The sequence below is a fragment of the Rhodanobacter sp. Root480 genome (assembly GCF_001426645.1).
Classification (GTDB): domain Bacteria; phylum Pseudomonadota; class Gammaproteobacteria; order Xanthomonadales; family Rhodanobacteraceae; genus Rhodanobacter; species Rhodanobacter ginsenosidimutans.
The window spans coordinates 1,225,225-1,249,284 of record NZ_LMEX01000002.1 but is presented as its reverse complement, the minus strand read 5'-3'; the positions used below and the strand labels follow the sequence as shown (position 1 = coordinate 1,249,284).

The 24,060-nt window shown below is 66.6% G+C and carries 16 protein-coding genes; 8 read left to right on the top strand and 8 right to left on the bottom strand.

The window, feature by feature from the left end; all coding sequences use genetic code 11:
- Window positions 1–146 precede the first annotated feature (146 nt).
- Window positions 147–4,058, top strand: a complete 3,912-nt coding sequence (locus ASD22_RS12375) for a glycosyl transferase family 36 (RefSeq protein WP_056083662.1) — start codon at window positions 147–149, stop codon at window positions 4,056–4,058.
- Between the two features lie 168 nt (window positions 4,059–4,226).
- Here the strand turns inward: ASD22_RS12375 and ntrC are convergent, their stop codons facing one another.
- Window positions 4,227–5,621: a nitrogen regulation protein NR(I) gene (ntrC, locus tag ASD22_RS12370; protein WP_056083659.1), complete on the bottom strand. Its 1,395-nt coding sequence runs from the start codon at window positions 5,619–5,621 to the stop codon at window positions 4,227–4,229.
- Window positions 5,614–6,615, bottom strand: a complete 1,002-nt coding sequence (locus ASD22_RS12365; RefSeq protein ID WP_056083656.1) for an ATP-binding protein — start codon at window positions 6,613–6,615, stop codon at window positions 5,614–5,616. The genes ntrC and ASD22_RS12365 overlap by 8 nt, the downstream gene beginning before the upstream one ends.
- Window positions 6,616–6,811: 196 nt before the next feature.
- Here ASD22_RS12365 and ASD22_RS12360 point away from each other — a divergent pair, with 196 nt between their 5' ends.
- Both ASD22_RS12360 and ASD22_RS12355 read left to right on the top strand, forming a co-directional pair.
- Complete coding sequence (locus ASD22_RS12360) at window positions 6,812–7,099, top strand: hypothetical protein (protein ID WP_056083653.1); 288 nt, start codon at window positions 6,812–6,814, stop codon at window positions 7,097–7,099.
- 118 nt (window positions 7,100–7,217) lie between these two features.
- Window positions 7,218–7,529, top strand: coding sequence for a hypothetical protein (locus ASD22_RS12355; protein ID WP_056083650.1), 312 nt, complete (start codon window positions 7,218–7,220; stop codon window positions 7,527–7,529).
- Here ASD22_RS12355 and ASD22_RS12350 read toward each other — a convergent pair whose 3' ends face one another.
- From ASD22_RS12350 to ASD22_RS12330, 5 genes are all read right to left on the bottom strand, one after another.
- The gene (locus tag ASD22_RS12350; RefSeq protein ID WP_056083647.1) at window positions 7,530–8,417 is read right to left on the bottom strand and encodes an aldo/keto reductase; all 888 of its coding nucleotides are present in this window, start codon (window positions 8,415–8,417) and stop codon (window positions 7,530–7,532) included.
- Between the two features lie 172 nt (window positions 8,418–8,589).
- A complete protein-coding gene (glnA, locus tag ASD22_RS12345) occupies window positions 8,590–9,999 on the bottom strand; it encodes a type I glutamate--ammonia ligase (RefSeq protein WP_056083644.1) in 1,410 nt (469 codons plus the stop codon).
- A 217-nt stretch (window positions 10,000–10,216) separates the two neighbouring features.
- Window positions 10,217–10,969, bottom strand: coding sequence for a TorF family putative porin (locus ASD22_RS12340; RefSeq protein WP_056083641.1), 753 nt, complete (start codon window positions 10,967–10,969; stop codon window positions 10,217–10,219).
- Between the two features lie 138 nt (window positions 10,970–11,107).
- Window positions 11,108–13,468 carry an NdvB protein gene (locus ASD22_RS12335; RefSeq protein ID WP_056083638.1) on the bottom strand — a complete coding sequence of 787 codons (2,361 nt, stop codon included), beginning with the start codon at window positions 13,466–13,468 and terminating at the stop codon, window positions 11,108–11,110.
- A gap of 30 nt (window positions 13,469–13,498) precedes the next feature.
- Window positions 13,499–14,866 carry an MFS transporter gene (locus tag ASD22_RS12330; RefSeq protein WP_056084293.1) on the bottom strand — a complete coding sequence of 456 codons (1,368 nt, stop codon included), beginning with the start codon at window positions 14,864–14,866 and terminating at the stop codon, window positions 13,499–13,501.
- A 320-nt stretch (window positions 14,867–15,186) separates the two neighbouring features.
- On the opposite strand from ASD22_RS12330, the gene ASD22_RS12325 reads away from it, so the two are divergent.
- The 4 genes from ASD22_RS12325 to ASD22_RS12310 all read left to right on the top strand — a co-directional run bounded on the left by ASD22_RS12325 (window position 15,187) and on the right by ASD22_RS12310 (window position 21,309).
- Window positions 15,187–16,389 carry a sterol desaturase family protein gene (locus tag ASD22_RS12325; RefSeq protein ID WP_056083636.1) on the top strand — a complete coding sequence of 401 codons (1,203 nt, stop codon included), beginning with the start codon at window positions 15,187–15,189 and terminating at the stop codon, window positions 16,387–16,389.
- 140 nt (window positions 16,390–16,529) lie between these two features.
- Window positions 16,530–19,070 (top strand): glycoside hydrolase family 9 protein, encoded by a 2,541-nt coding sequence (locus ASD22_RS12320; RefSeq protein WP_056083633.1) that lies wholly within the window; start codon window positions 16,530–16,532, stop codon window positions 19,068–19,070.
- A gap of 155 nt (window positions 19,071–19,225) precedes the next feature.
- Entirely contained in the window at window positions 19,226–20,104 is an 879-nt protein-coding gene (locus tag ASD22_RS12315; protein WP_056083630.1) for an alpha/beta hydrolase, read from the top strand.
- A gap of 71 nt (window positions 20,105–20,175) precedes the next feature.
- On the top strand, window positions 20,176–21,309 hold the full coding sequence (locus tag ASD22_RS12310) for an alpha/beta hydrolase-fold protein (RefSeq protein WP_200946358.1): 1,134 nt from the start codon (window positions 20,176–20,178) through the stop codon (window positions 21,307–21,309).
- On the opposite strand, the gene ASD22_RS12305 is transcribed toward ASD22_RS12310, so the two are convergent.
- Window positions 21,297–22,103, bottom strand: a complete 807-nt coding sequence (locus ASD22_RS12305; protein WP_056083627.1) for a helix-turn-helix transcriptional regulator — start codon at window positions 22,101–22,103, stop codon at window positions 21,297–21,299. The two genes, ASD22_RS12310 and ASD22_RS12305, sit on opposite strands and share 13 nt — an antisense overlap.
- 261 nt (window positions 22,104–22,364) lie before the next feature.
- Between ASD22_RS12305 and ASD22_RS12300 the strand changes: the two genes are divergently transcribed.
- A complete protein-coding gene (locus tag ASD22_RS12300; RefSeq protein ID WP_056083624.1) occupies window positions 22,365–24,041 on the top strand; it encodes a 2-isopropylmalate synthase in 1,677 nt (558 codons plus the stop codon).
- Window positions 24,042–24,060 lie beyond the last annotated feature (19 nt).

Here is a 24,060-nt window from a genome sequence, read left to right as displayed (position 1 = left end):
TGGCCTGTCTCGCTGCAGGAAGTCGGCGGCGGATCGCGTGGCCGATGAGCACGGCATGGTACCCCCCACCGCGATGAAACGCAGGTTGACGCGGCCGATGCTGTTGTCGGCGCATCATCGGGGACCTGTTCATCACAGGAACCCCGATGTCGCCATCTTCCCGCACCATCGACCCGCGCCAGCACTGCCTGCTGTCCAACGGCAAGCTCAGCGTGATGCTGAGCGCGAACGGCTCCGGCTACACCCGCTGGCGCGACCTGGCCGTGACCCGCTGGCGCGAGGACCCGGTCAGCGACCCGTGGGGCAGCTACCTGTTGTTGCGCGACGAGGACAGCGGCGAGGTGTGGTCGCTGACCCAACAACCCGGCGCCAGCCGCACACCCGACGACGCGGTGGAATTCGGCATCGGCCACGCCCGCTTCAGCCGCCGCCACCACAGCGTGCACAGCGAGCTGGAGGTCGCGGTGGCATCGGACTCGGACACCGAACTGCGCCGCGTCACGCTGAGCAATCACGGTGACCGCACACGCATGCTCACGCTCACCAGCTACGCCGAACTGGTGCTGGGCACGGCGGCCACCGACGACGCGCATCCGGCGTTTTCCAAGATGTTCGTGCAGACCGAATGGGACGCGGCGCGTGGCCTGCTGCTGGCCCATCGCCGCGCGCGCGACGCCGCTCCCCCCGCGGCGTGGTGCGCGCAGGCGCTGCAGATCGAAGGCCAGCGCGCCGACGGCGTCAGCTTTGAAACCGACCGCGCACGATTCCTTGGACGCGGCCGCACACTGGCGCGGGCACAGGCGATGGCGCCCGGCGCGGCGCTGTCCGGTACGGTGGGCTGCGTGCTCGATCCGGTTTTCGCGCTGCGCCAGTCGCTCACCCTGGTGCCTCGCGGCAGCGTGACGCTGTTGTTGTGGACCACGCTTTCCGATACCCGCGAGGGTGCGCTGGCGCTGGCCGCACGGCTGACCGAAGCCGGCGCTGCCGCGGCCTTGTTTGATGGCGCCGCCCGCCAGGCCGAGGCGGAACGGGCGCGGCACGGTATCGACACCGCCTGCGCGGCCCGCTGCGCGCAGTGGTTAAGCGCGCTGCTGGTGGCCGACACCGCACAACGCGCGCCCGTCGATCAATTGCCCCGCGGCCGCGGCGGCCCACCCACCTTGTGGGCCGCCGGCATTTCCGGCGATCGACCGATCGCCCTGCTGTACGTGCGCGGCACCGACACGCTGGTGCGCGTGCGCGAGCTGCTGCAGGCGCAGGCCTGGTGGCGCAGCCAGCGACTGGCGGTGGACGTGGTGCTGCTCGATACCGCCGCCGGCGACAGCGCGCTGCAGCAGGCGTTGACGCCACTGGTCGAGGCGCAACAGGCGCGACTGGCGGTCGACGATGGTGGGCCGAAGGCGCAGCTGTTCGTGCTGCAAGACGACACTCTCGCCACCGAACTGCGGCAAGGCTTGCTGACCGTCGCACGGCTGGTGCTGGACGCCGCCGAACCGGTACCGCACATGCCCGATGCACCGGCCGCCGCCGTCGCAGCACCGCCGATCCGCGCCAGCACCCCGGCCGCACCGCCGGCCGCCGCCAGCGCCGAACGATCGGAATTCGCCAACGGCAGCGGCGCCTTCGTCGACGATGGCCGCGCCTATCGCATCGATCTCGATGACGGCCGCACCACGCCGGCGCCATGGGTGAACGTGATCGCGAACCCTGCGTTCGGCTTTCTGGTGTCGGCCGAGGGCGGCGGCTACGCGTGGTCGCTTAACAGCCAGCAGAACCCGCTGACGCCGTGGCCGAACGATCCGGTCAGCGACATGCCGCACGACGTGATCTACCTGCGCGACCAGGACACCGGCGATGTGTGGAGCGCCACGGCATTGCCGATCCGCGTGCCCGGCGCCCATTACACCGCCACTCACGGCAAGGGCTGGAGTCGCTTCCGCAGCGACGCCCACGGCATCGAAGCCGACCTCGTGCAATGCGTGCCGCTGGCCGATCCGGTCAAGCTGTCGCGACTGCGCCTGTGCAACCATTCGGCGCGCACGCGGCAATTGTCGGTGACCGGTTATGTGCAATGGGCGCTGGGCGCCAACGGCAGCACGCCGGCGCCGTTCGTGATCACCGCGCATGATGAGGCCACCGGCGCGATGCTGGCGCGCAACCCGTGGCGGCCCGATTTCGGCGAGCGCGTGGCGTTTTTCGACATGGCGGGGCAGCAGCAATCGATCAGCGGCGACCGGCGCGAATTCCTGGGTGAACTGGGCACGGTTGAACATCCCGCCGCGCTGCACGACGGCGCGCCGCTGGCCGGTCGCGTGGGCGCCGGGCTGGACCCCTGCGGCGCGCTGCAGACGCGCATCGAATTGCCGCCGCACACCCAGGTCGACCTGCTGTTCCTGCTGGGCGACGCCAGTGCCGAAGCCGAGGCGCAAACGCTGATCGACCGCTACCGGCGCATCGACATCGACGACGTGCTGGTCGCCGTGGCCGCGCAATGGAGCGACGTGCTCGACGCGGTGCAGGTGCGCACGCCCGATCGCGCCCTCGACATCCTGCTCAACGACTGGCTGCTGTACCAGGTGCTGGCCTGCCGCCTGTGGGCGCGCACGGCCTATTACCAGGCCAGCGGCGCGTACGGTTTCCGCGATCAATTGCAGGACGTGATGGCGCTGTGCGTGAGCCGCCCCGACGTGGCGCGCGAGCAGTTGCTGCGCGCCGCCGGTCGCCAGTTCGCCGAGGGCGACGTACAGCACTGGTGGCTGCCGCCGCAGGGCCAGGGTATCCGCACCCGCATCAGCGACGATCGACTCTGGCTGGTCTACGTGGCCATGCACTACGTGCGCGTCAGCGGTGACGACGCCGTACTCGACGAAGCGCTGCCATGGCTGACCGGCCCGGCGATCGAGGACGGCGCGACCGACGCGTTCTTCCTGCCCGGCCACAATGACGACGTGGCAAGCCTGTACGAACACACGGCGCGCGCGATCGACAGCAGCCTCGCCATCGGCGCACATGGCCTGCCGCTGATCGGCACCGGCGACTGGAACGACGGCATGAACGCGGTGGGCGCCGCCGGTCGCGGCGAAAGCAGCTGGCTGGCCTGGTTTCTGCTGGCCGCCATCGCGGCGCTGGCACCTATCGCCGAGCAACGCGGCGATGGTGAACGCGCCCGCCGCTGGCGCGACCATGCCGACACCTTGCGCCAGGCGTTGGCGCAGGCATGGGACGGCGCGTGGTACCGGCGCGGCTATTACGACGACGGCACGCCGCTGGGTTCGGCGCAAAACGACGAGTGCCGCATCGACACGATCGCGCAATCGTGGAGCGTGATGGCCAGCGCGGGCGACCCGGCCACGATCGACCGCGAACGCGCTACGCAGGCCATGGCGTCAGTCGATCGGCTGCTGGTCGATCACACCGATCAGGTGGCGAAACTGTTCACCCCACCGTTCGACGGCGGCCCGCAGAACCCCGGCTACATCAAGGGCTACCCGCCCGGCGTGCGCGAGAATGGCGGCCAGTACACGCACGGCGCGATCTGGTCGATCTTCGCCTGGGCCGGTTTGGGCGACGGCGACCGCGCCGGCGATTTATTCAGCCTGCTCAACCCGATCCACCACAGCGCCAGCGCCGAGGCCGTGCAGCGCTACAAGGTCGAACCCTACGTCGTCTGCGCCGATGTCTATGCGGAACCCCCGCTCGTCGGCCGCGGCGGCTGGACCTGGTACACCGGCTCCGCCGCGTGGCTGTATCGCGCCGGGCTGGAAGCATTGCTGGGGTTCCAATTACGCGGCGAGCAGTTGCGCATCGACCCGTGTATGCCGAAGCACTGGCCAGGCTTCACGCTCACCTATCGGCATCGTGGCAAGCAGCACGTCAGCTGTTACGAGGTCAGCGTGGAGAATCCGCAACGGGTTTGCCGCGGCGTGCGGGCGATGGAAATGGACGGCCAAACGCTGGATGCCGGCAAGGCCGTGGCGCTGGTGGACGATGGGCGGGTGCACCGGTTGCGGGTCACGCTGGGCGCTAAGACTCCTCTCCCCCTTGGGGGAGAGGATTGAGGAGAGGGGTCGGTGCTTGCGGGGAGGCCGGGGGGGGTTCGGCGATGCGAGCAAGCTTCGTTGAGCTTCCCCGCGGCGTGTGCCCCCTCTCCCTACCCTCTCCCCGCAGGGGAGAGGGGATTACGGTTTCTTTGTGGCGTTGAGGTGCAGCGTTTGCGGGAAGCCCCCTCAAGACGACTTGCGCGTCCGCGACGTCCCGAGTTTGCGGGTCAGCGTGTTGCGGCCCACGCCCAAGGCTTGCGCCGCGTTCTGCCGGTGGCCATCGCAGGCCTGCAATGCCGCCTGGAGCAGGGTCTGGTCGAGCGCCTCGCGGGCGCGGGCGTGGATTTCGACTTCGCCGGCGGCCAGGGCTTCGGCGGCCCAGTCGCGCAGGGCGTCGGTCCAGTCACCGCCGCTGGGCGCGCTGCGCATGCCGTCCAGGTCGGTGGGCAGGATTTCGCTGCCGGGCGCGATCACCGCCAGTCGCCGGCACAGGTTTTCCAGCTCGCGCACGTTGCCGGGGAAATCCCGTTGCGCGATCAGTTTCAGCGCGGCCTTGGAGAACCGCTTCGGCGGTAGCTTCAGATCCTGCGCCATCGCCGCCAGGAAATGCCGCGCCAGCAGCGGGATGTCGCCGCGCCGGTTGCGCAGCGCGGGCAGTTCGATGCGCACCACGTCCAGCCGGTGCATCAGGTCGGCGCGGAACAGGCCCGCGGCCACGCGCGCGGACAGGTCCTGGTGGGTGGCCGCCACGATGCGCACGTCGCCGCGGATCAGTTCGCGTCCGCCCACGCGGTAGAACTCGCCGCCGGCCAGCACACGCAGCAGCCGCGTCTGCAGCGCCAGCGGCATGTCGCCGATCTCGTCCAGGAACAGCGTGCCACCCTCGGCCTGTTCGAAGCGACCGGCCACGCGGCGCAGCGCGCCGGTGAACGCGCCGGCCTCGTGGCCGAACAGTTCGCTTTCCAGCAGCTCGCTGGGGATGGCGGCGGTGTTGAGCGCCACGAAGGGTTTCTGCCGGCGTGCGCTTTCCTCGTGCAGCGCGCGCGCCACCAGCTCCTTGCCGGTGCCGGTTTCGCCGGTGATCAGCACGTTGAGGTCGCTGGCGGCCACGCGGCCGATCAGCCGGAAGACTTCGCGCATCGGCGCGCTTTCGCCCAGCAGGGCATGGTTGGATGCCACCGGTTCGACGATCGGTTCAGCCGGTGCCGCGGCGCTGGCCAGCGCGCGCTGCACCACCGCCACGGCGTGGTCGAGGTCGAACGGCTTGGCCAGGTAGTCCACCGCGCCGGCACGGTAGGCGGCGGCGGCGGTGGCCACATCGGTGAAGGCGCTCATCACGATCACCGGCCCCACGCCCAACTCCTGCAGTTCGCGCAGCAGGCTCAGGCCATCCTCGCCGGGCATGCGCACGTCGGTCAGCAGCAGCGCGGGCCGGTCGTCGTGCAGCGCCGTGCGGACGGTCTCCACCTCGCCGAACTCGCGCACTGCCAGGCCGGCGTCGCGCAGCACTTCGGCCAGCACGAAACGCACGCCGCGGTCGTCGTCGACGATCCAGATTTCCGGTGCCGGGGTATCAGTCATGGCCAGACTCCAGTGGCAGGTACAGCGAGAACACGGTGTCGCCGGCGCGGCTGATGTAGCGCAGTTCGCCGCCATGTTCGTGGGCGATTTCGCGCGACAGCGCCAGGCCCAGGCCGGTGCCGTCGACGCGGCCGGACACCAGCGGTTCGAACAAGGTGTCGCGCAAGGCCGCGGGTACGCCGGGGCCGTCGTCGGCCACGTCCACGCGCAGCGCCATCCGCGCCACACCGTCGCCCAGGCGCAGGCCGTACTCGGCGCGGGTGCGCAGGGTGAGCGTGGTGGCGCCGGCTTCCAGCGCGTTGCGGGCCAGGTTCAACAGCGCCTGCTGCAGGCGGTCGGCGTCGCCGTGCAGGTCGGGCAGGCTGGGGTCGTAGTCGAGCCGCAGCCGCGGCGGCTGCGGCTCGGCCTGCAGCAGGTCGGCGACGCGCTGCAGCGGCTGATGGATGTTCACCGGCGCCAGCGTGGGCGCGCCGTCGTTGTGCAACAGGCGGCTGGCCAGCGCGCCCAGGCGATCGGCCTCATCGATGATCAGGCCGGCCAGCGCCTGCAGGTCCTCGCCGGTCACGCGCCGCTGCAGCAACTGCGCGGCACCGCGCAGGCCGGCCAGCGGGTTTTTCATTTCGTGCGCGAAACCACGCAACGTGGCCGACAGCGGCGACTGGCCCGACGGCGATTCGGCCAGCGCGTGCGCCTCCAGCAACAAGCCGCCATCGAGTGGTTGCAGCGCGATGTCGACCCGCGTTTGCCGACCGCTCACAGCGGTCAGCACCACTCCACGCAATTGCACCGGCCGCTGCTGCGCCAGACTCCGCTGTGCCTGCCGGGAGGCATCGCCCAGCACACCGGCCAGCGGCTGGCCAAGCGCGCTGCGCGGCCCCCATTCCAGCCATTCGGCGAGCGCGGGGTTGAGCCATTGCAGACGCAGATCGGCGTCGACGAGGGCCAGCCCCGCCGCCATCTGCTCCGCACACGCCTGCCAGTCGCGGTCGCTCATTGCACCATTGTGGGTGTTGTTTACATTTGGTGCAATAGCCCTGATGTGTATGGCGTGCGGTCTACTGCATCGCGGGGCAAATTCCGTCGTGGAACATCGGCTTGGCACCGTTTATACCGGGCATTCACCCTGCGGTGGGCACTGTGGCGGGACACGCCGCGAGCGTGTACCGACGCCACGAAAGAGGGCCTCCAACATGCACGAATCCATCCAGTTGGGCGACATGGTTTTCGTCTCCGACGGGGGCGAAGGCATCGGCTCGGTGCGGGAGATCCGGCCGGAGCCGCCGGAGTTGGTCATCTATATCGAGAATGCGGGCGACTTCGAGCTGCCGCTGTCGGCGGTGCGCGGCGTGCATTCGGGCAAGGTGGTGCTGGACTGCGCGCGGCTGGAGCCACGGCTGCGCGAGGCGACACGCCATGTGCGCGATGCGGCGGACCCCTCCTACCAGGCGCGCGGCAACGGGGTCGATGAGGAGGAATAGCGGCGTCCGGACAAGGTTCGATAGATGAACCACGGCATCTGCCACTCCCTCCGCAGCCGGTCAGCGGACAGGTCGCGACATACAATGCCTGCATGATGACCGCCGATTGCCGCGCCGCATGATCGACAAGGACGAGACACGGCTCAACCGCCATTTCCATCGCATGGAAACCCAGTTGCCCGGGTGGATTGCGCGGCCGATACGATGGCTGCGCGTGCCCTCGTCGCGCTGGGTCCGCGTGCCGGTGGGCCTGCTGCTGATTGCCGGGGGCATCTTCAGCGTTTTGCCGATACTGGGCCTGTGGATGTTGCCGCTGGGGCTGTTGCTGCTGGCCGAGGACCTGCCCTTTCTGCGCCGCCCGATGTTGCGGACCCTGCTGTGGGTGGAGCGCCGCTGGCTGCGCTGGCGACGCTCGCGCCGACGTCGCTGATCAGTCGGGCGTGGCGGAGCTGGACTCCGCCTTGCCGCCCGCGTCCAGTTCCGCGAATTCCTCGTCGGACAGCGTGATGCCGGCCGCGGCCACGTTCTGTTCCAGATGGCTGACCTTCGACGTGCCGGGGATCGGCAGCATCACCGGGCTGCGCCGCAGCAGCCAGGCCAGCGCCAATTGGCCGGGCGTGGCGTCATGCGCGGCGGCGATGCGATCGAGCAGCCCGCCCTTGCCGGCCAGGCTGCCGGCGGCCAGCGGATACCACGGGATAAAGCCGATGCCGTGTTTTTCGCAATGGTCGAGCACGTCCTCGCTGCCGCGATCGACCAGGTTGTAGCGGTTCTGCACGGTGGCTACGGGGAACACGGCGGACGCCGCAACCACGTCATCCACCGACACCTCACTCAGGCCCGCGTGGGCGATGATGCCCTCGTCCAGCAACGCCTTGATCGCGCCGAACTGCTCATCGCGCGGCACCTTGTTGTCGATGCGGTGCAACTGCCACAGACCGATCTGCTCCACACCCAGCCAGCGCAGGCTTTTCAGCGCCTGCTGACGCAGGTATTCGGGGCGACCCAGCGGCTGCCACTGGTCCGGCCCGCTGCGGGTCAGCCCGGCCTTGGTGGCCACCAGCATGCCGGGATACGGATGCAGCGCTTCGCGGATCAACCCCTCGGACACATCGGGCCCGTAGGAATCGGCGGTATCGATGAAATTGACGCCCAGCTCGGGCAGTCGCCGCAGCGTGCGCAAGCACTCGGCCTTGTCCGCCGGTAGCCCCCAGATGCCCTTGCCGGTGATGCGCATGGCGCCGAAACCGAGGCGATGGATGGCGGTATTTCCGCCGATCTTGAAAGTGCCCGATGAGGCGGCGTTTGCGTTGGCCATGGCGTTGTTCCTGCGGGGATGTGAGGGGCGGCCGCGCCACGAGATGCGGCCAACGGCGACCACCAAGGTTACGCCGACCACATGAAACGCGGGCGAAAGTGTGCCCGAATCCGCCGCCCCAAAACGACCACGGACGCCGCAGCGTCCGTGGTCTTCCCGCATGAATCGCCTGTTACAGCGAGTAGTACATCTGGAACTCCAGCGGGTGCGTGCTGGCGCGGTACTTGGTGACTTCCTTCATCTTCACTTCGATGTAGGCATCGATGAAGTCGTCGGTGAACACGCCACCGGCTTTCAGGAAGTCACGATCCTTGTCCAGCGCTTCCAGCGCGGCGTCGAGGCTGGAGCAGACCTGCGGGATGTTCTTCTCTTCTTCCGGCGGCAGGTCGTACAGGTCCTTGTCGGCCGGGGCGCCCGGGTCGATCTTGTTGATGATGCCGTCCAGGCCGGCCATCATCAGCGCGGTGAACACCAGGTAGCCCGACTGCATCGGGTCGGGGAAACGCACTTCGATGCGACGGCCCTTGGGGCTGGCCACGTACGGGATGCGGCAGCTGGCGGAGCGGTTGCGCGCCGAATAGGCCAGCATCACCGGCGCCTCGAAACCCGGCACCAGGCGCTTGTAGCTGTTGGTGGTGGAGTTGGAGAACGCGTTGATCGCCTTGGCGTGCTTGAAGATGCCGCCGATGTACCACAGCGCCATCTGCGACAGGCCGCCGTAGAGGTCGCCGGCAAACAGGTTCTCGCCATTCTTCGACAGCGACTGGTGCACGTGCATGCCGCTGCCGTTGTCGCCGACCAGCGGCTTGGGCATGAAGGTGACGGTCTTGCCGTTCTGGTGCGCCACGTTCTTGACCACGTATTTCATGGTGATCAGCTCGTCCGCCTTCTTCACCAGCGTGTTGAATTTGACGCCGATCTCGCACTGGCCCGCGTTGGCCACTTCGTGGTGATGCACTTCGACGGTCTGGCCCAGCGACTCCAGCACCTTGCACATGTCGGCGCGCAGGTCACCCAGCGAATCGACCGGGCTGACCGGGAAATAGCCGCCCTTCACGCCCGGGCGGTGGCCGGTGTTGTTGCCGTCGTACTTGTAGCGCGACGACCAGGCCGCCTCTTCGGAGCCGATCTCGTAGAAAACGCGACCCGGGTCGTTCTGGAAACGGATGGAATCGAAAATGAAGAATTCCGGCTCCGGCCCGAAGAATGCGGTGTCGGCGATGCCGGTGGATTTCAGGAACGCCTCGCCGCGCTTGGCGATCGAGCGCGGATCACGGCCGTAGGCCTGCATGGTGCTGGGCTCCAGCACGTCGCAATGCAGGATCAGCTGCACGTGCGCGCTGAACGGATCCAGATGCGCGGTTTCCGGGTCCGGCATGAGGATCATGTCCGACTCGTTGATGCCCTTCCAGCCGGTGATCGACGAACCGTCGAACATCTTGCCGTCCTCGAACGTGGACTCATCGATCTGATGCGCCGGGAACGTGACGTGGTGGTGCACGCCGAGCATGTCGGCAAAACGGAGATCGACGAACTCGACGTCGTGTTCCTGGATCAGGTCGAGCACTTTCTGAGCAGTCATGGAGCAACCTCGAATGGAATGGGCGGATGAGCTTTAGCAAACGGTGTGCCAACGGCACAGTAGCGGGAAAACCGCATGCCGTGGGGCTTCGCGCGCCATGAGGCTGACAGCAAAGTCCCTTAACGGTGCAGCATGGTGCCTCATTTCACCAGCTTGGTGCATGTGCTGCCGCCGACGCCGTTCCACGCCGAGGACGACGTGGCGCGGCGTCCCCGATTCAGAACGCCTTGCTGGCGCTGATCACCGCCGTGGCCCGGCCCAGGTAGTGGCCCATCGCGTTGGTGTAGACCGACCGCCGCGCGTTGGTGTCGTAATAACCCAGCGCCACCGCGTAACCGTGGTCGAAGTTGCGGGTGAGGCCCAGCTTCCAGTCGCTGTAGCTGGCGGCGCTGGCGCCGGCGATCCGCTGGCGGCCGGCGTGGGCGTTGACCAGCCAGCCCGGGGTGAACTCCCAGTTCCAGGAGAGATCGACGTAGCTGCTGTTGCGGCTGTCCGCCACCCCGAACGCGTTGCCCAGCGTCTGCGAATATTTCAGCGTCAGCGCGCGCCAGCCTACCGCGGCGTAGGCCTCCAACGTGTACGGCCGGGTGTAGCCGTGCGGATAGCTGCCCGGGTAGTAGTACTCGTACAGGCCGCCGTCGAGCGTCCAGTCGTCGCCAACCTTGGTGCGGTAACCGGTATAGACGTCCAGTTCCACGCTGCTGGAAACCCGCGCGCCCGGCGCGGACGTATCGGACAGCCAGCTGATGCTGCTGCCCCAGCCGCCCACGTACCAGCCGCTGGCATGGTCGTATTCCAGGCCGGCCTGCAAGGCCGGGTCGCGGTCGCTCTGCGAGAGGCCGCGGAACAGATAGTCATTGACGACGGTGACATTGCCGATGGTGGCGCTTTCGGCCGCCATGAGGGTCGGTGCGGTGCAAAGGGCCAGCGCTGCTGCACCAAGGTGGATCAGTTGCCTGGTTCGTTTCATCGTTGCGACTCCCGCTTTTCCAGCTGCCCGGCCAAGCGCCGGGTCCGCAGAATGCGATCCGGCCGCCGGGCCATGCTGCACAGCAATATGCGGGCCATCGCGCATGCGGCGATGCCACGAACCCCTTCCCGGCGTGGTTCAGCCGGGTAAACGCACCGACACCTGGTACTGCCGGCCGGCCTCCACATCGCGGACAACGGCGCCTTCCAGCACCTTGCCGTCCACGATGATGGACGTCTCCTTCCGCCCAGCCTCACGCGCCATCTCGATCACGAATTCCGCCCCGCGGAACGTGCGCACCACCCGCGCCGATGGCCAATCCGCCGGCAACTGCGGCGCGATGCGCAAGCCGTCGGCCTGCCCCTGCAAACCGAACAGGCCTTCGACCAGGCAGCGGTAGACCCACGAGACCGTGCCGGTATTGAACAGCTGGCTGGAGCGGCCGGCCGTGCGCGGAAACTGGTAATACGCGCCGCGGTAGTAGTTGGGGATGAACACCGGCAGCTGGCCGCGCCGCAGGTAGTCGTCACCATCCGGGCCGGGGATCATCTGCCGCAGCAGGCGGTAGGCGCGCTCGGATTCGGTGATGTCGTACAGGCTGTAGATGTAGAAGATCGCCGCGTGGTTGTAGACCGCGCCGTTCTCCGCCGAGCCCGGATATTTCTGCGTCACCCGGCCCACGTCGTCACGCATGGCGGTAAACGCGGGCGCGAACATCATCACGCCATACGGCGTTTCGAGCTGCTGCTCGATTGCCTGCAGCATCTTTTCGCGCTGCGCGTCGTCGGCGGTGCCGGCCAGGATCGCCCAGCTCTGCGGGTTGAGGAAGATCCGGCCCTCGGCATCCTTGCGGGTGCCGAAGATCACGCCGTCGTCGGTAATGCCGCGGGCGAACCATTCGCCATCCCACAGCTGGCCGTTCACTGCTTCATTGAGCTGCTGCGCACCCTCGCGGAACGACTGCGCCAGCTTGGGCTGCTGTCGCGCGTCGCACACGGCGGCCCACAGTTTCAGGGCGTAGCTGGTGGCCACCGACAACCAGCCGGACACCCCCTTGCCCTTGTAGCCGACCATGTTCATCGGGTCGCACCAGTCGCCCTGGGCGATCAGGCTCAAGCCGCGCTCGTCGCGCACGTCCAGCAACCAGCGCATCGCGGCGCTGATGCGCTCGAACACGCTCAGGGTACGGCCGTCGGTCACGCCGGTGACCGGCTCGTCCAGCAGCGCGTAGTCGCCGGTTTCGTCGAGGTAGGCCTGCAGGCAGACCGGCAGCCACACGCAATGGTCGGTGTGCGGGATCTGGTTGATGTACTTCAGCTCGGCGCCTTCGATCAGCAGGATGCCGTCGGGCATGGCGCCGCTCTCCTCCTGCTGGCTCAGGGCATGCAGGAAGGCCGAGCGCGTCACCGCCGGGCGGATGTAGCTCATGCCCATGTTGTCCTGCAGGTAATTGCGGGTCTGCGGATCGGTGCTGAGCCGGTTGACGTCGGCGTGATAGAACATCTGGCGCGGCAGCCAGTGGTTCACGAAATTGTTCAAGGCGGCATCGGGCGTGTCGATCTGGATGCAGCCACGCCCCTGGCTCACGTAATCCGAATACTCGCGTCGGGTATCGGCGAAACCCGCCTCGCTCAGGTACTTCTCGCGCAGTGCGCGGATTTCCGCGTCGTCGAAGGCGGGGCCGAAAATGAAGCGGTACTGCTGCGACTCGTCCGGCGCAAAGCCGTGGCGGTACTGCAGCACCGCCGCCGGGGTTTCGTAGCGCGCATCGCCACCGTCCAGCGTCTCCTGCTGCACGCCGCTGGGATGATGCAGGCCACCCTCGCCCTCGAAGGTTTCCTGCTTCGCCTCCCACGCGTCGGGCGCGCGTTCATGCAGGAAGAAGGTCTTGTCCTTGAAGTCCTTCTGCTTGAAGTAATCGGCCACCTTCTGATACGGCGCGACGCTGCTGGCCACCACGCCGCCCAAGTCGGCGCGGTACTCCGCCGACTGGTTCATCCACGACATGTAGCCGATGGGAAAGTACGGGTAGATGCTCAGCTTGCGCGCACGGCCGGACAGGTTGCGCACCGTGAGCGTCCACAGCTCCACCACGTCGTTCACCGGCAGCGACACCGCCATCTCGACCTCGATGCCCGCACAGACCACGCGCCACGCGATGTCGCCCTTGCCCGCGGAGAACGTGAAGCTTTCCGGCGTGGCCCGCACCGGCTCATGCGGCGCCGAGAAGATCTCGCCGGACTCCTCGTCCTTGATGTAGAAAAAGCGCCCCGGATGATGCGCGTAATACGGCTGCTCCGGCTGCATGAACGTCTTCGCTTCCAGGTTCGGCGCATGCGCGTACTTGGCCGGCTCCGGCTGCATGAATTGCGCCACGGCATAACCGCGGCAATTCATCTGCATCATCATGCGCCGGTTCCACAGGAAGCCGGCCGCGCGCGGCATCGCTACCGCGCTGTGCAATTCGAAACGTTCGCCATCGGCGCTGGGGTTAAGCATCTGAAACCGCTCCGCTGATCTAAAGAATGGTCAAACCGTGGATTTGCGCGCCAGCAATTCCGTCTGCACGCGCACCAGCGTTTCGTCGTCCAGCGTGTACAGACGCATGACGAATGCGGCGATGAGTGCGATGACGCCGGGGATGACGGTCAGCAGCAGCACGATGCCCAGCTGCGACGCGCCCGACTGGGCTTCGTTCGCCACGTAGCCCATCGCCGCCAGCATCCACGCAATGACCGCCGACGCGATCGCGCCGCCCAGCTTCTGCGAGAACGTGGCCGCGGCAAACGTCATCGCGGTGGCGCGACGGCCGGTTTTCCATTCGGTGTAATCAGCCGTGTCGGCAAACATCGAGAAGGCCAGCGGCGACTTGGGCCCGAGGAAGAAGCCGATCAGCGTGTTGATGCCGAACATCAGCCAGATCGCGTCCTTCGGCACGAACACCATCACGCAACTGAGCACGCCGACGGCCGCCATCAACAGCATCATCAACTTCTTCTTGTCGATGAAGCGGGTCATCAACGGCGTGCAGGCGGCGCCGATGGCCAGTGCAATGGAGTACGCGGCCAGGAAGGCGCCGGTCAGGTCGGCCTGCCCCACGTAATACTTCATGTAATAGACCGAGGCACCCGCGCGCATCACGATGGTGGTCATGATGATCAGCGCCAGCGCGAAGAGCACCAGCCATGGGCGGTTGTCCAGCAGGTCCCTGATGTCGCCCATCACCGCGGACTTCTGTTCGCGCGGCGGCGAGATGCGCTCGCGGGTGGTGAAGAACACCGTCATGAACATGATCGCCGCGGCCACGCCGTACGCCGCCATGGTCAGCTGCCAGCCGAGCTTGTCGTCGCCCTGGCCAAACCACTTCACCATGTCCAGCGTGAAGTAGTTCACCAGCGTGGTGCCGGTGAAGGCGGCGATGAAGCGGAAGCTGATCAGCGTGGTGCGATCCTGGCTGTTGGCGGTGATGACGCCGGACAGCGCCGAATAGGGCGTGCTGAGGATGGTGTACATCAGCATCATCAGCGAATAGGTGCCGTACGCCCAGATCAGTTTGCCGCCCTCACCCAGATCGGGCGTGGTGTAGGTCAGCACGCCTGCCGCCGCCATCGGTACGGCGGCAAACAGCAGGTAGGGGCGGAACTTGCCGAAGCGCGACCTGGTGCGGTCGGCAACGGCGCCCATCGCCGGGTCGGTAAAGGCGTCGATGATCTTGGTGATCAGGATCATGGTGCCGACCGCCGCGGCGGGCAGGCCCATGGTGTCGGTATAGAAGATCAGCAGGAACGCGGAGATATTGGCCCAGTAGAAGTTGAAGCCGACATCGCCGATGCCATAACCGATCTTCTCTTTCAGGCCGATCCTGACACTGGCTAACTCGTGCTCTGTTTGCGCCACGTTGACGTCTCCCGATGCTTGGTACGTTGGATGTGCGGTCGCGTATCGGCCGGTTTCGCGGCCGCAGTGCATTGCGACAAGTCCTCCCTTCAGCGCTCTCCGGGCAAAACACGACGTTGGCGCGCGCTTTCCGTGGAAAGCGCCCACGTCCTGGATCGGCGGTGAGATGGAGCGGGTGGCGCGACAGGTACCCGCCAATCGTCGCATGGAAATGGCCGTCCATGACAAATCGCGCCCTCGCCGCCGACAGCGGGAACGTGCAGGCAGCGCTTCGATTACCATGCGCCGACGCCAGCCGGCGCTTTCAGTGAAGGATCACCATGAGCAGACATTCCAGGCGCGATACCGCCCGTGACGCGTTGGAGCGCGTCGTGCAACCCGTGGCGGAGACGCGCGAACTGCTGCACCGCGACGGCGAGCTGAAGCCGGGGCTGGGCAAGATCAGCGGCGTGATCGCGCTGTCGCTGGGCTTCCTGTGCCTGCTGGCGGTGGCGGCCTTCCACTTTCCGCAATACCTGACCACGCCGGACCTGCGCCACAAATACTCGGTCGACGTCTTGCGCCAGGTGTTGCTGGTGGGCCTGCTGGTGGCCGGCGGCATGTCGCTGGGCAATGTGATCCTGGGCCGCCAGCGCAATCTCAACATCATGGCGTTCGTGCTGGTGATCGCGGCGGTGGCGCTGGGCGGTTCGCGGGTGCCGGTGGGCGAATTTCCCGACCACACACCGTACATCGGGCTGGACTGGTTCATCCTGGACCTGCTCGGCTCCACACTGATCTTCGTGGTGATCGAGAAGCTGTTTCCGCTGTACAAGGGCCAGGCGATTTTCCGCAAGGAATGGCAGACCGACCTGAAGCATTTCGCGGTGAATCATTTCATCGTGGGGCTGGCGCTGCTGACGGTGAACTTCCTGCTGCACCACATGTTCGGTTGGCTGGTCAGCAGCGATTTCCAACAGACCGTGCAGCACATTCCGTTCCTGCCGCAGTTGCTGCTGTGCGTACTGGTGGCCGACCTGGCGCAGTACTGGACGCACCGCGCGTACCACGAGGTGCCGTTCCTGTGGCGCTTCCACGCCGTGCACCACAGCGTGAAGACGATGGACTGGCTGGCCGGCTCACGCCAGCACATGCTGGAGCTGATCTTCACCCGCGTCTGCGTGCTGGCGCCGCTGTACATCCTGGGTTTTTCCGAGGCGGCGATGAACGGCTACATCCTGATCGTGGGTTTCCAGGCGGTGTTCAACCACGCCAACGTGCACCTGCCGTGGGGGCCGTTGAAGTACCTGCTGGTAACGCCGGATTTCCACCACTGGCACCATGCCTCCGACGACGAGGCGATCGACAGGAACTACGCCGCGCACTACGCGTTTCTCGACTACCTGTTCGGCACCGCGGTGAAGTCGAAGAACAAGTTTCCCGAACGCTATGGCGTGGTTGGCGATTACATGCCCGAAGGCTTCGTGAAGCAGCAGATGTTTCCGTTTCGGTCCGGAAAAAAGGATGTCGACACCGCCGGCTGATCGTCGACGCAATGCAACAATCGTTGTGCGGTGCGACGCGCCGCACGGTGCGCCGCACCATGCCATCCCCCCGGCACTTCGGCCCTTCCGAACCGCCCCTGACACTGCTACGGTTACCGCTAACATTTTGGGGGAACCGTATGCCCATCCATCGATTCAACCTGATCCATCGCGCGCGGTTGCTCCTGCTGACGGCCAGCGCCTTGACCGCCGTCGCCGCACTTCCCGCAATGGCAACGTCTGCCGAAACAGACGGCCAAACCCTGAGCTTGAACGACAAGGGTTACTTCGCGTCCCGCGGTTTCGACGTACTGGTGTACAGCAACTGGTACGACGGCCTGTTCAGCGATGCCAAGATGAGCGGCGTGGAGATCATCCACCACGATCAGCGCACGGCCACCAACGGCGACATCCGGTTGTCGGCCACGCCCGACCAGTGGGACCCGATCGGCAAACTGGTGAGCCGCAAGGTGGATCAGGCCAAGGGCACGATCGACACCCACCTGTCTTATCCGGATTACCACTTCGACTACCGCATCCACGCGCGCCAGGACGGCGACAAGGTCGTCATCAGCGTGATCCTGGACAAGCCTTTGCCGGCGGCGCTGGACGGCAAGGCCGGGTTCAACCTGGAGTTCCTGCCCGCCACGTATTTCCACCACAGCTATTTCGCCGACGGCGTGGCGCACCCGTTCCCGCTCTACCCCGCCAGCGCCATGACGCAGCCGACCGAGGGCCAGCGCGCCGAGCCATTGCCCATGGCCAGCGGCCAGCGCTTCGTGCTGGCGCCGACCGACCCGCAGCAGCGGGTGACGGTCAGTGCCGCGAACGGCACGATGAGTTTCTACGACGGACGCAACCAGGCGCAGAACGGCTGGTTCGTGTTGCGCCAGATGATTCCCGCCGGCAAGACCGGCACGGTGCTGCAGTGGACACTGTCCGGCAGCACCGACCCGAACTGGATACGCCCCACCGTGATCGGCCACTCGCAGGTGGGCTACGCGCCCGCCCAGCCGAAGGTCGCCGTGCTGGAGCACGACCCGAAGGCGCCGATGAGTGGCGAGGCGCGGTTGCTGCGCGTCACGCCCGATGGCAAGGAAACGGCCGTGTTCAGCGCCGCACCCAAGCCCTGGGGCGATTACCTGCGCTACGGCTACGCCCGCTTCGATTTCAGCAGCGTGACCCAGCCCGGCCTTTACGTCATCGACTACGACGGCCAGCGCACCGCGCCGTTCCCCATCGCCAAGGACGTTTTCTCGGCGGCCTGGCATCCCACGCTGGACGTCTATCTGCCGCAGCAGATGGACCACATGCGGGTGAATGAGGCCTATCGCGTATGGCATGGCGACCCGCACCGCGACGACGCACGGCAGGCACCGGTCAACCACGAGCATTTCGACCTCTACGCCCAGGGCCCCACGACCGACACCGCGTTCAAGCCCGGCCAGCACATTCCCGGCCTGAACGTGGGCGGCTGGCTGGATGCGGGCGATTACGACATCCGCACGCAGACGCAGTACGCGATCGTGCGCACGCTGGTGCACACCTGGGAGGATTTCCACCCCGAACGCGACACCACCAGCGTCAACTGGACCGCCCGCCGCGTCGACATGCACCGCCCCGATGGCGTGCCTGACATCCTGCAGCAGATCAAGCACGGCACCGTGCAACTGGTCGCCCAGTTCGACGCTGTCGGCCATGCCATCCACGGCATCATCGCGCCGGACCTGGTCCAGTACCGCCACCTGGGCGATGCGGTGACCAAGACGGATGGCCTGGTCTACGACCCGTCGCTGAAGGAAGGCGAGGTCAAGGACGGTCGCAGCGGCACGCCGGATGACCGCTGGGCGTTCACCAGCAAATCGAGTGCGCTCAACTACGGCTCGATCGGGGCACTGGCCGCCGCCTCGCGCGCCCTGCACGACATGGACCCGGCGCTGGCGAAGAAATCGCTGGCCATCGCGCAGAAGGTGTGGGCGCAGGAACAATCGCATGCACCGGATCTCTACCGCCACGGCAACACCACCGGCGGCCCGTTGCAGGCGGAGGAATTCAACGCCGCGGTCGAACTGCTGATCGCCACCGGCGACCAGCAATACGCCACCCGGATCACCGCCCTGTGGCCGTGGATCGCCGAGCATTTCATCTTCACCGCCACCGAAGCCGTTCGCGCGCTGCCGCACATGCCGGCCGCTTACCGCGGCCAGCTCGAAACGGCCGTCCGCGCGTATGCGAAGCAGCGGGCGTCGATCAGCCAGGCCAACCCGTACGGCGTGCCGATCACGGACGGCGGCTGGGCCGGCAATGGCGCCGTCGTGCGCCTGGCCATCACCGATTACGTGCTGCACAAGGCGTTCCCGGACATCGTCGACGACAAGGGCGTGTTCCGCGGGCTGGATTACCTCTACGGCACCCACCCCGGCTCGAACCTGTCGTTCGTTTCGGCCGTCGGCGCGCGATCGAAGGAAGTGGCCTACGGCCATAACCGCGCCGACTTCAGCTTCATCGCCGGCGGCGTGGTGCCGGGCGTGCTGATCGTGAAACCCGACTTCCCGGAGAACAAGGAAAACTGGCCCTTCTTCTGGGGCGAGAACGAATACGTCACCGACCTGGGCGCGTACTACATCTACCTGGCCAACGCCGCCGACACCCTGGTCGAGGGCAACCAGCCGGCACGGTAGACGAGCTTGGCCGCTCCGGCATAACCGTTTCCCGCGGGGAGGATGGTCAGTCCACGGACTGATCGCCCTCCCTTTTTTTCGCCTTCATTTGATCGCGAACCGACCGCCAGGCCGCCACTGCTATGCTTTTTTCCGGCCTTCAGGAGACAACGCGGATGCGCCTTCCATCGCTTTCCCTGGCTTTGCTTGCGCTGCTCTCGATGGCCACCGCCGCCCACGCGACCGGTACCGCGGTGCCGCTGTGGCCCAGCGTCGCGCTGCCCGACGGCGCAAGGCAGGGACAACTGCCAGCACTGACGGCCTATATCCCCGCCTCCAATCCCACGAAAACCGCAGTGGTGATCTGCCCGGGCGGCGCGTATCACGCGATGGCGCTGGATTGGGAGGGCGTGCTCGTCGCGCAGTGGTTCAACCAGCACCACGTGGCGGCGTTCGTGCTGCAGTACCGCCATGGCGACGGACACCATTACCCGCAGCCGATCGACGACGGCCGCCGCGCGGTGCGCTGGGTGCGCGCGCACGCGAAAACCTATCAGCTGGACCCGCAGCACATCGGCATCATGGGCTTCTCCGCCGGCGGGCATGTGGCCGCCACTGTCTCCACCCATTACGACCCGACAACAGCGCTGTTGCACGACGCCGTGGGGCAGGCGTCGGCGCGACCGGATTTCACGATACTGGCCTATCCCGTCATCACCATGGACGAGGCCTTTACCCACCTGGACTCGCGCGAGCACCTGATCGGCCTGCACCCGTCACCGGCGCTGGTGCGCGAGCTGTCCAACGAGACGCAGGTCACCACCGATACGCCGCCGGCTTTCATCTACGTCACCGACGCCGACACCCTGGTGCCGCCGGAAAACAGCATCGCGTACTACCTCGCGCTGCATCGGCAACATGTGCCGGCCGAACTGCACGTGTTCCGCACTGGCAAGCACGGCAGCGGCCTGGGCCAGCACGAACCGCTGCTGAGCATCTGGCCCGAGCTTCTGGCCCGCTGGATGGCTGGCCTGGGCTATATGGAACAAGGCTGAGTGGCAACGCCCATCGGCCGAAAGCCCCCGAATGATCCCCGTTTCCGCCGCCACGTAGCGCTGAGGAATCCATGAGAACGCCAAGCTTCGTCCGTGCCACCGCCGTCGGCGCCCTGTTCGCCATGCTCTGTCCCCTTGCCGCGAATGCCGTCGATGCCGCGCCTGCGCCGCCGCCAACCCGCCTGTACGACGCGCCCGACGCACCGCCTTTCACGGTGATCGACGGCCGCGGGGCCAATGCGCCGGTGGATGCGAACGGCAACTTCGTGATCGGCCCCGACTACGTGCCGGCACCCGAACTTGCCGTGCGCCAGGGTGTGCCGCAGGGAACGGTGCAGCAGTTCGTCATGGATTCGAAGGACAGCAGGTTCTACCCGGGCATCGGTCGCGACGTGTTCGGCACCGTCGATCCCGCGAACCCGAAGACCCTGATCGTGGCCACCCATGCCGCGCCGTACCAGCGCACCATCACCGTCTACATTCCGCAGCAGTACCGGCGCGGCACCGCGGCGCCCTTCATCGTCACGCACGACGGGCCGGCGTTCGGCGCACCCGACATGATGCTGCCCCACGTTCTCGACAACCTCATCGCCGACAAGCGCGTGCCGGTGATGATCGCCGTGATGATCCAGAACGGCGGCGGCGACGCGCAGGGCAGCGAACGCGGCCTCGAGTACGACACCTTGTCCGGCAAGTTCGCCGAGTTCATCCAGGCGGAAGTGTTGCCGCAGGTCGAGAAACGCTACGGCGTCACCTTGACGGACGATGCGGACGGCCGCGCCACGATGGGCTGCAGCTCCGGCGCCGCGGCCGCCTTCACCATGGCCTGGTATCACCCGCAGTGGTACCACCGCGTCATCAGTTACTCGGGCACGTTCGTGAACCAGCAGTGGCCGTTCAACCCGCAAACGCCCGATGGCGCATGGGGCTATCACGGCAAAGACGGCCTGATCGCGACGAGCGCCACCAAGCCCATCCGGCTGTGGATGGATGTTGGCGATCGCGACCTGTTCAATCCCAACATCATGCGCGACGGCATGCATGACTGGGTCAGCGCCAACCACCGCATGGCCACCGTGCTGAAAGACAAGGGCTACCAGTATCAATATGTGTTTGCGCGCAATTCAGGCCATTGCGACCGCAAGGTGCGCGAACAGACGCTACCTGAGGCGCTGGAGTGGGTTTGGCGAGGCTACGGACGGTAAACCGTCGAGAGAAATTTCGACGGCGGAACGCCGAAGTGTTTCTTGAACGCCGCGGCATATGCGCTGTGGCTTTCATAGCCGCTGCTCAACGCGACCTGCGTGATGGGCGCGCCACCGAGAAGCGTGGTGATCGACGACATCAAGCGCAGTTGCTGGCGCCAACGCCCGAAGGTCATGCCGGTGCCTTTGCGGAAGTGGCGGTGAAACGTCTTGGAACTCATGGCCAGCGATGCCGCCCAATCGTCGGCGGAGAAGACGTGGGCCGGGTCCCTGACCAGGCTGCCGCACACCTGCTGCATCGGGCCGTCGACCGGCCACGGCAAATGAAAAGACAGCGGGCGCTGGCCGCCCAGTTCTTCCAGGAACAGCGCCGACAACAGCGCCTCGCGCCGTGAATCGGAGCGGCCGGCTATCGGCTGCGCCAGCTCACCAATCAGCGCCTTCAGCAGCGCCGAAACGTGCAGCACGCCATCCATGAAAGGCAGGCCATCGGCCACCTCCTCGTCCACGAAAATGCCGTACACGCGCACCGGCGTGTGCATGACCAGGCGATGTTCCACATGCGGGCGCAACCACACCGCCGCGGTGGGAGGCACCAGCCATTGACCGGTGGAAGCCTGCACCAGCATGACGCCCTCGGCCGCATACAGCAGATGGGCCCGGCCGTGATGGTGCGAGGGCACCACATGATGCGCCGGATACGTTTCGACAACGCCCGTCACCGGCAAGCCCGAGGACTCGTGGACGCTCAGGTCCAGCGCCCGGCTGCCATCCTGCGGTGAGGCAAATCCCATCGGCGGCCGGTGTCCATTTCGATAGAGCGGTTGTCCATTATTTTATGGATGGCCATATCGAACAAGCCTATATTCCCATGGTCAAACCGTTCCGCGCAGCGCGGCATGTATGCTCCGATGTTTCAATGGCGACGGCTGGCGTTGAACCCCGCCGTCGATCCCGGCACATTCACCGGCGCAGCCTTTCCGATTCACCCTGATCCCGACGCTGACGTATGGTCGAAACACCGGATCGGTCATTACCCTGTTCGAGGCTTCATCATGTTGGCAAACCCCGGCACCCGCTATCGTCCATTCCCCGCCATCGACCTGGCGGATCGGCAATGGCCCTCGCGTACGCTGACCCAGCCGCCGATCTGGCTTTCCACCGATTTGCGTGACGGCAACCAGGCGCTGTTCGAGCCGATGAACCGCGAGCGCAAGTTGCGCCTGTTCCAGGAATTGGTGCGCATCGGGTTCAAGGAGATCGAGATCGGCTTTCCGTCCGCCTCGACCACCGACTTCGAGATCGTGCGCCACCTGATCGATGACGGCCTGATTCCGGACGACGTCACGCCAATGGTCATCACCCAGCTGCGCGAGGACCTGATTGAAACCACCGTGCGCAGCGTGCAGGGCGCGCGCCGTGCCATCGTGCATCTGTACAACGCCATCGCGCCGGCCTGGCGCGAGATCGTGTTCGGCATGAGCCTGCCGCAGATCGTCGAGATGGTGGAGCAGCGCATCGGCTACCTCAAGATGCTCACGGCGCAGCAGCCGCAGACCGAGTGGGTGCTGCAGTATTCGCCCGAAACCTTCAGCATGGCCGAACTGGATGTCTCGCTGGCAGTCTGCAACGCGGCGATCAAGGCGTGGGACGCCGGCCCGAAGCGGCCGATGATCATCAACCTGCCCACCACCGTCGAGGTGGCCACGGCCAACGTCTTCGCCGACCAGGTCGAGTGGATGCATCGGCGGCTGGACCGGCGCGAGCACATCGTGCTTTCGGTGCACCCGCACAACGACCGCGGCACCGGCGTCGCCTGCGCCGAACTGGCCATGATGGCCGGCGCGCAGCGCGTGGAAGGCTGCCTGTTCGGCAACGGCGAGCGCAGCGGCAATGTGGACGTGGTGACCCTGGCGCTGAACCTCTACACGCAGGGTGTTTCCCCGGGGCTGGATTTCTCCGACATCACCGCCGTCGCCCGCATCGCCGAGGAAAGTACCGCCCTGCCGATCCACCCGCGCCATCCGTACGTGGGCGACCTGGTATTCACCGCGTTCTCCGGCTCGCACCAGGACGCGATTGCCAAGGGCTTCGCGGCACAGAAGGACGATGCCATCTGGCGCGTCCCCTATCTGCCCATCGATCCGAAGGACCTGGGCCGCACCTACGACAGCATCGTGCGGGTCAACAGCCAGTCGGGCAAAGGGGGCATCAGCTACCTGCTGCAGCGCGACCACGGCATCGTCATGCCGCGCCGCATGCAGGTCGAATTCAGCGCCATCGTGCAGGCCCTGGCCGACGCCAGCGAGACCGAGCTCAGCAGCGCGCAGATCTGGGCGCTGTTCGAGCAGACGTACCTGGAGCCATCACGGCAGCGGCCCGGCTTCATCTACCGCACCCACCAATGCTTCGACGCGCCCGAAGGCCAGTGCATCGAACTGCAATTGGCCGACACCGATGGGGTGCTGAAAACGTACCGGGCGGCGGGCAACGACCCCACCGCCGCCACGGTGGCCGCGCTTGGCATGCCGCTGCGCATCGACAGTTGCGAAGCACGCGGTCCCAGCGCCGAGGCGGGCAACGCGGCGCTCGCCATCGTGGAGATGGCCCGATCCGGCATCGCCGGATCGCGTTTCGGCGTGGGCCTGCACCCGGACGCCACCACCGCCTCCGTACTGGCCGTGCTGAGCGCGGCCGCCCGGCTCGCCACGGCGGACGCCCCGGCCGGGTGACGCCGCAACGCCTCGACCC

Excerpts from the sequence above, each read along its gene's own strand:
- ASD22_RS12375 (WP_056083662.1), top strand. The coding sequence starts at position 147 with ATGTCGCCATCTTCCCGCACCATCGACCCGCGCCAGCACTGCCTGCTG.
- ntrC (WP_056083659.1), bottom strand. The coding sequence starts at position 5,621 with ATGACTGATACCCCGGCACCGGAAATCTGGATCGTCGACGACGACCGC.
- ASD22_RS12365 (WP_056083656.1), bottom strand. The coding sequence starts at position 6,615 with ATGAGCGACCGCGACTGGCAGGCGTGTGCGGAGCAGATGGCGGCGGGG.
- ASD22_RS12360 (WP_056083653.1), top strand. The coding sequence starts at position 6,812 with ATGCACGAATCCATCCAGTTGGGCGACATGGTTTTCGTCTCCGACGGG.
- ASD22_RS12355 (WP_056083650.1), top strand. The coding sequence starts at position 7,218 with ATGATCGACAAGGACGAGACACGGCTCAACCGCCATTTCCATCGCATG.
- ASD22_RS12350 (WP_056083647.1), bottom strand. The coding sequence starts at position 8,417 with ATGGCCAACGCAAACGCCGCCTCATCGGGCACTTTCAAGATCGGCGGA.
- glnA (WP_056083644.1), bottom strand. The coding sequence starts at position 9,999 with ATGACTGCTCAGAAAGTGCTCGACCTGATCCAGGAACACGACGTCGAG.
- ASD22_RS12340 (WP_056083641.1), bottom strand. The coding sequence starts at position 10,969 with ATGAAACGAACCAGGCAACTGATCCACCTTGGTGCAGCAGCGCTGGCC.
- ASD22_RS12335 (WP_056083638.1), bottom strand. The coding sequence starts at position 13,468 with ATGCTTAACCCCAGCGCCGATGGCGAACGTTTCGAATTGCACAGCGCG.
- ASD22_RS12325 (WP_056083636.1), top strand. The coding sequence starts at position 15,187 with ATGAGCAGACATTCCAGGCGCGATACCGCCCGTGACGCGTTGGAGCGC.
- ASD22_RS12320 (WP_056083633.1), top strand. The coding sequence starts at position 16,530 with ATGCCCATCCATCGATTCAACCTGATCCATCGCGCGCGGTTGCTCCTG.
- ASD22_RS12315 (WP_056083630.1), top strand. The coding sequence starts at position 19,226 with ATGCGCCTTCCATCGCTTTCCCTGGCTTTGCTTGCGCTGCTCTCGATG.
- ASD22_RS12310 (WP_200946358.1), top strand. The coding sequence starts at position 20,176 with ATGAGAACGCCAAGCTTCGTCCGTGCCACCGCCGTCGGCGCCCTGTTC.
- ASD22_RS12305 (WP_056083627.1), bottom strand. The coding sequence starts at position 22,103 with ATGGGATTTGCCTCACCGCAGGATGGCAGCCGGGCGCTGGACCTGAGC.
- ASD22_RS12300 (WP_056083624.1), top strand. The coding sequence starts at position 22,365 with ATGTTGGCAAACCCCGGCACCCGCTATCGTCCATTCCCCGCCATCGAC.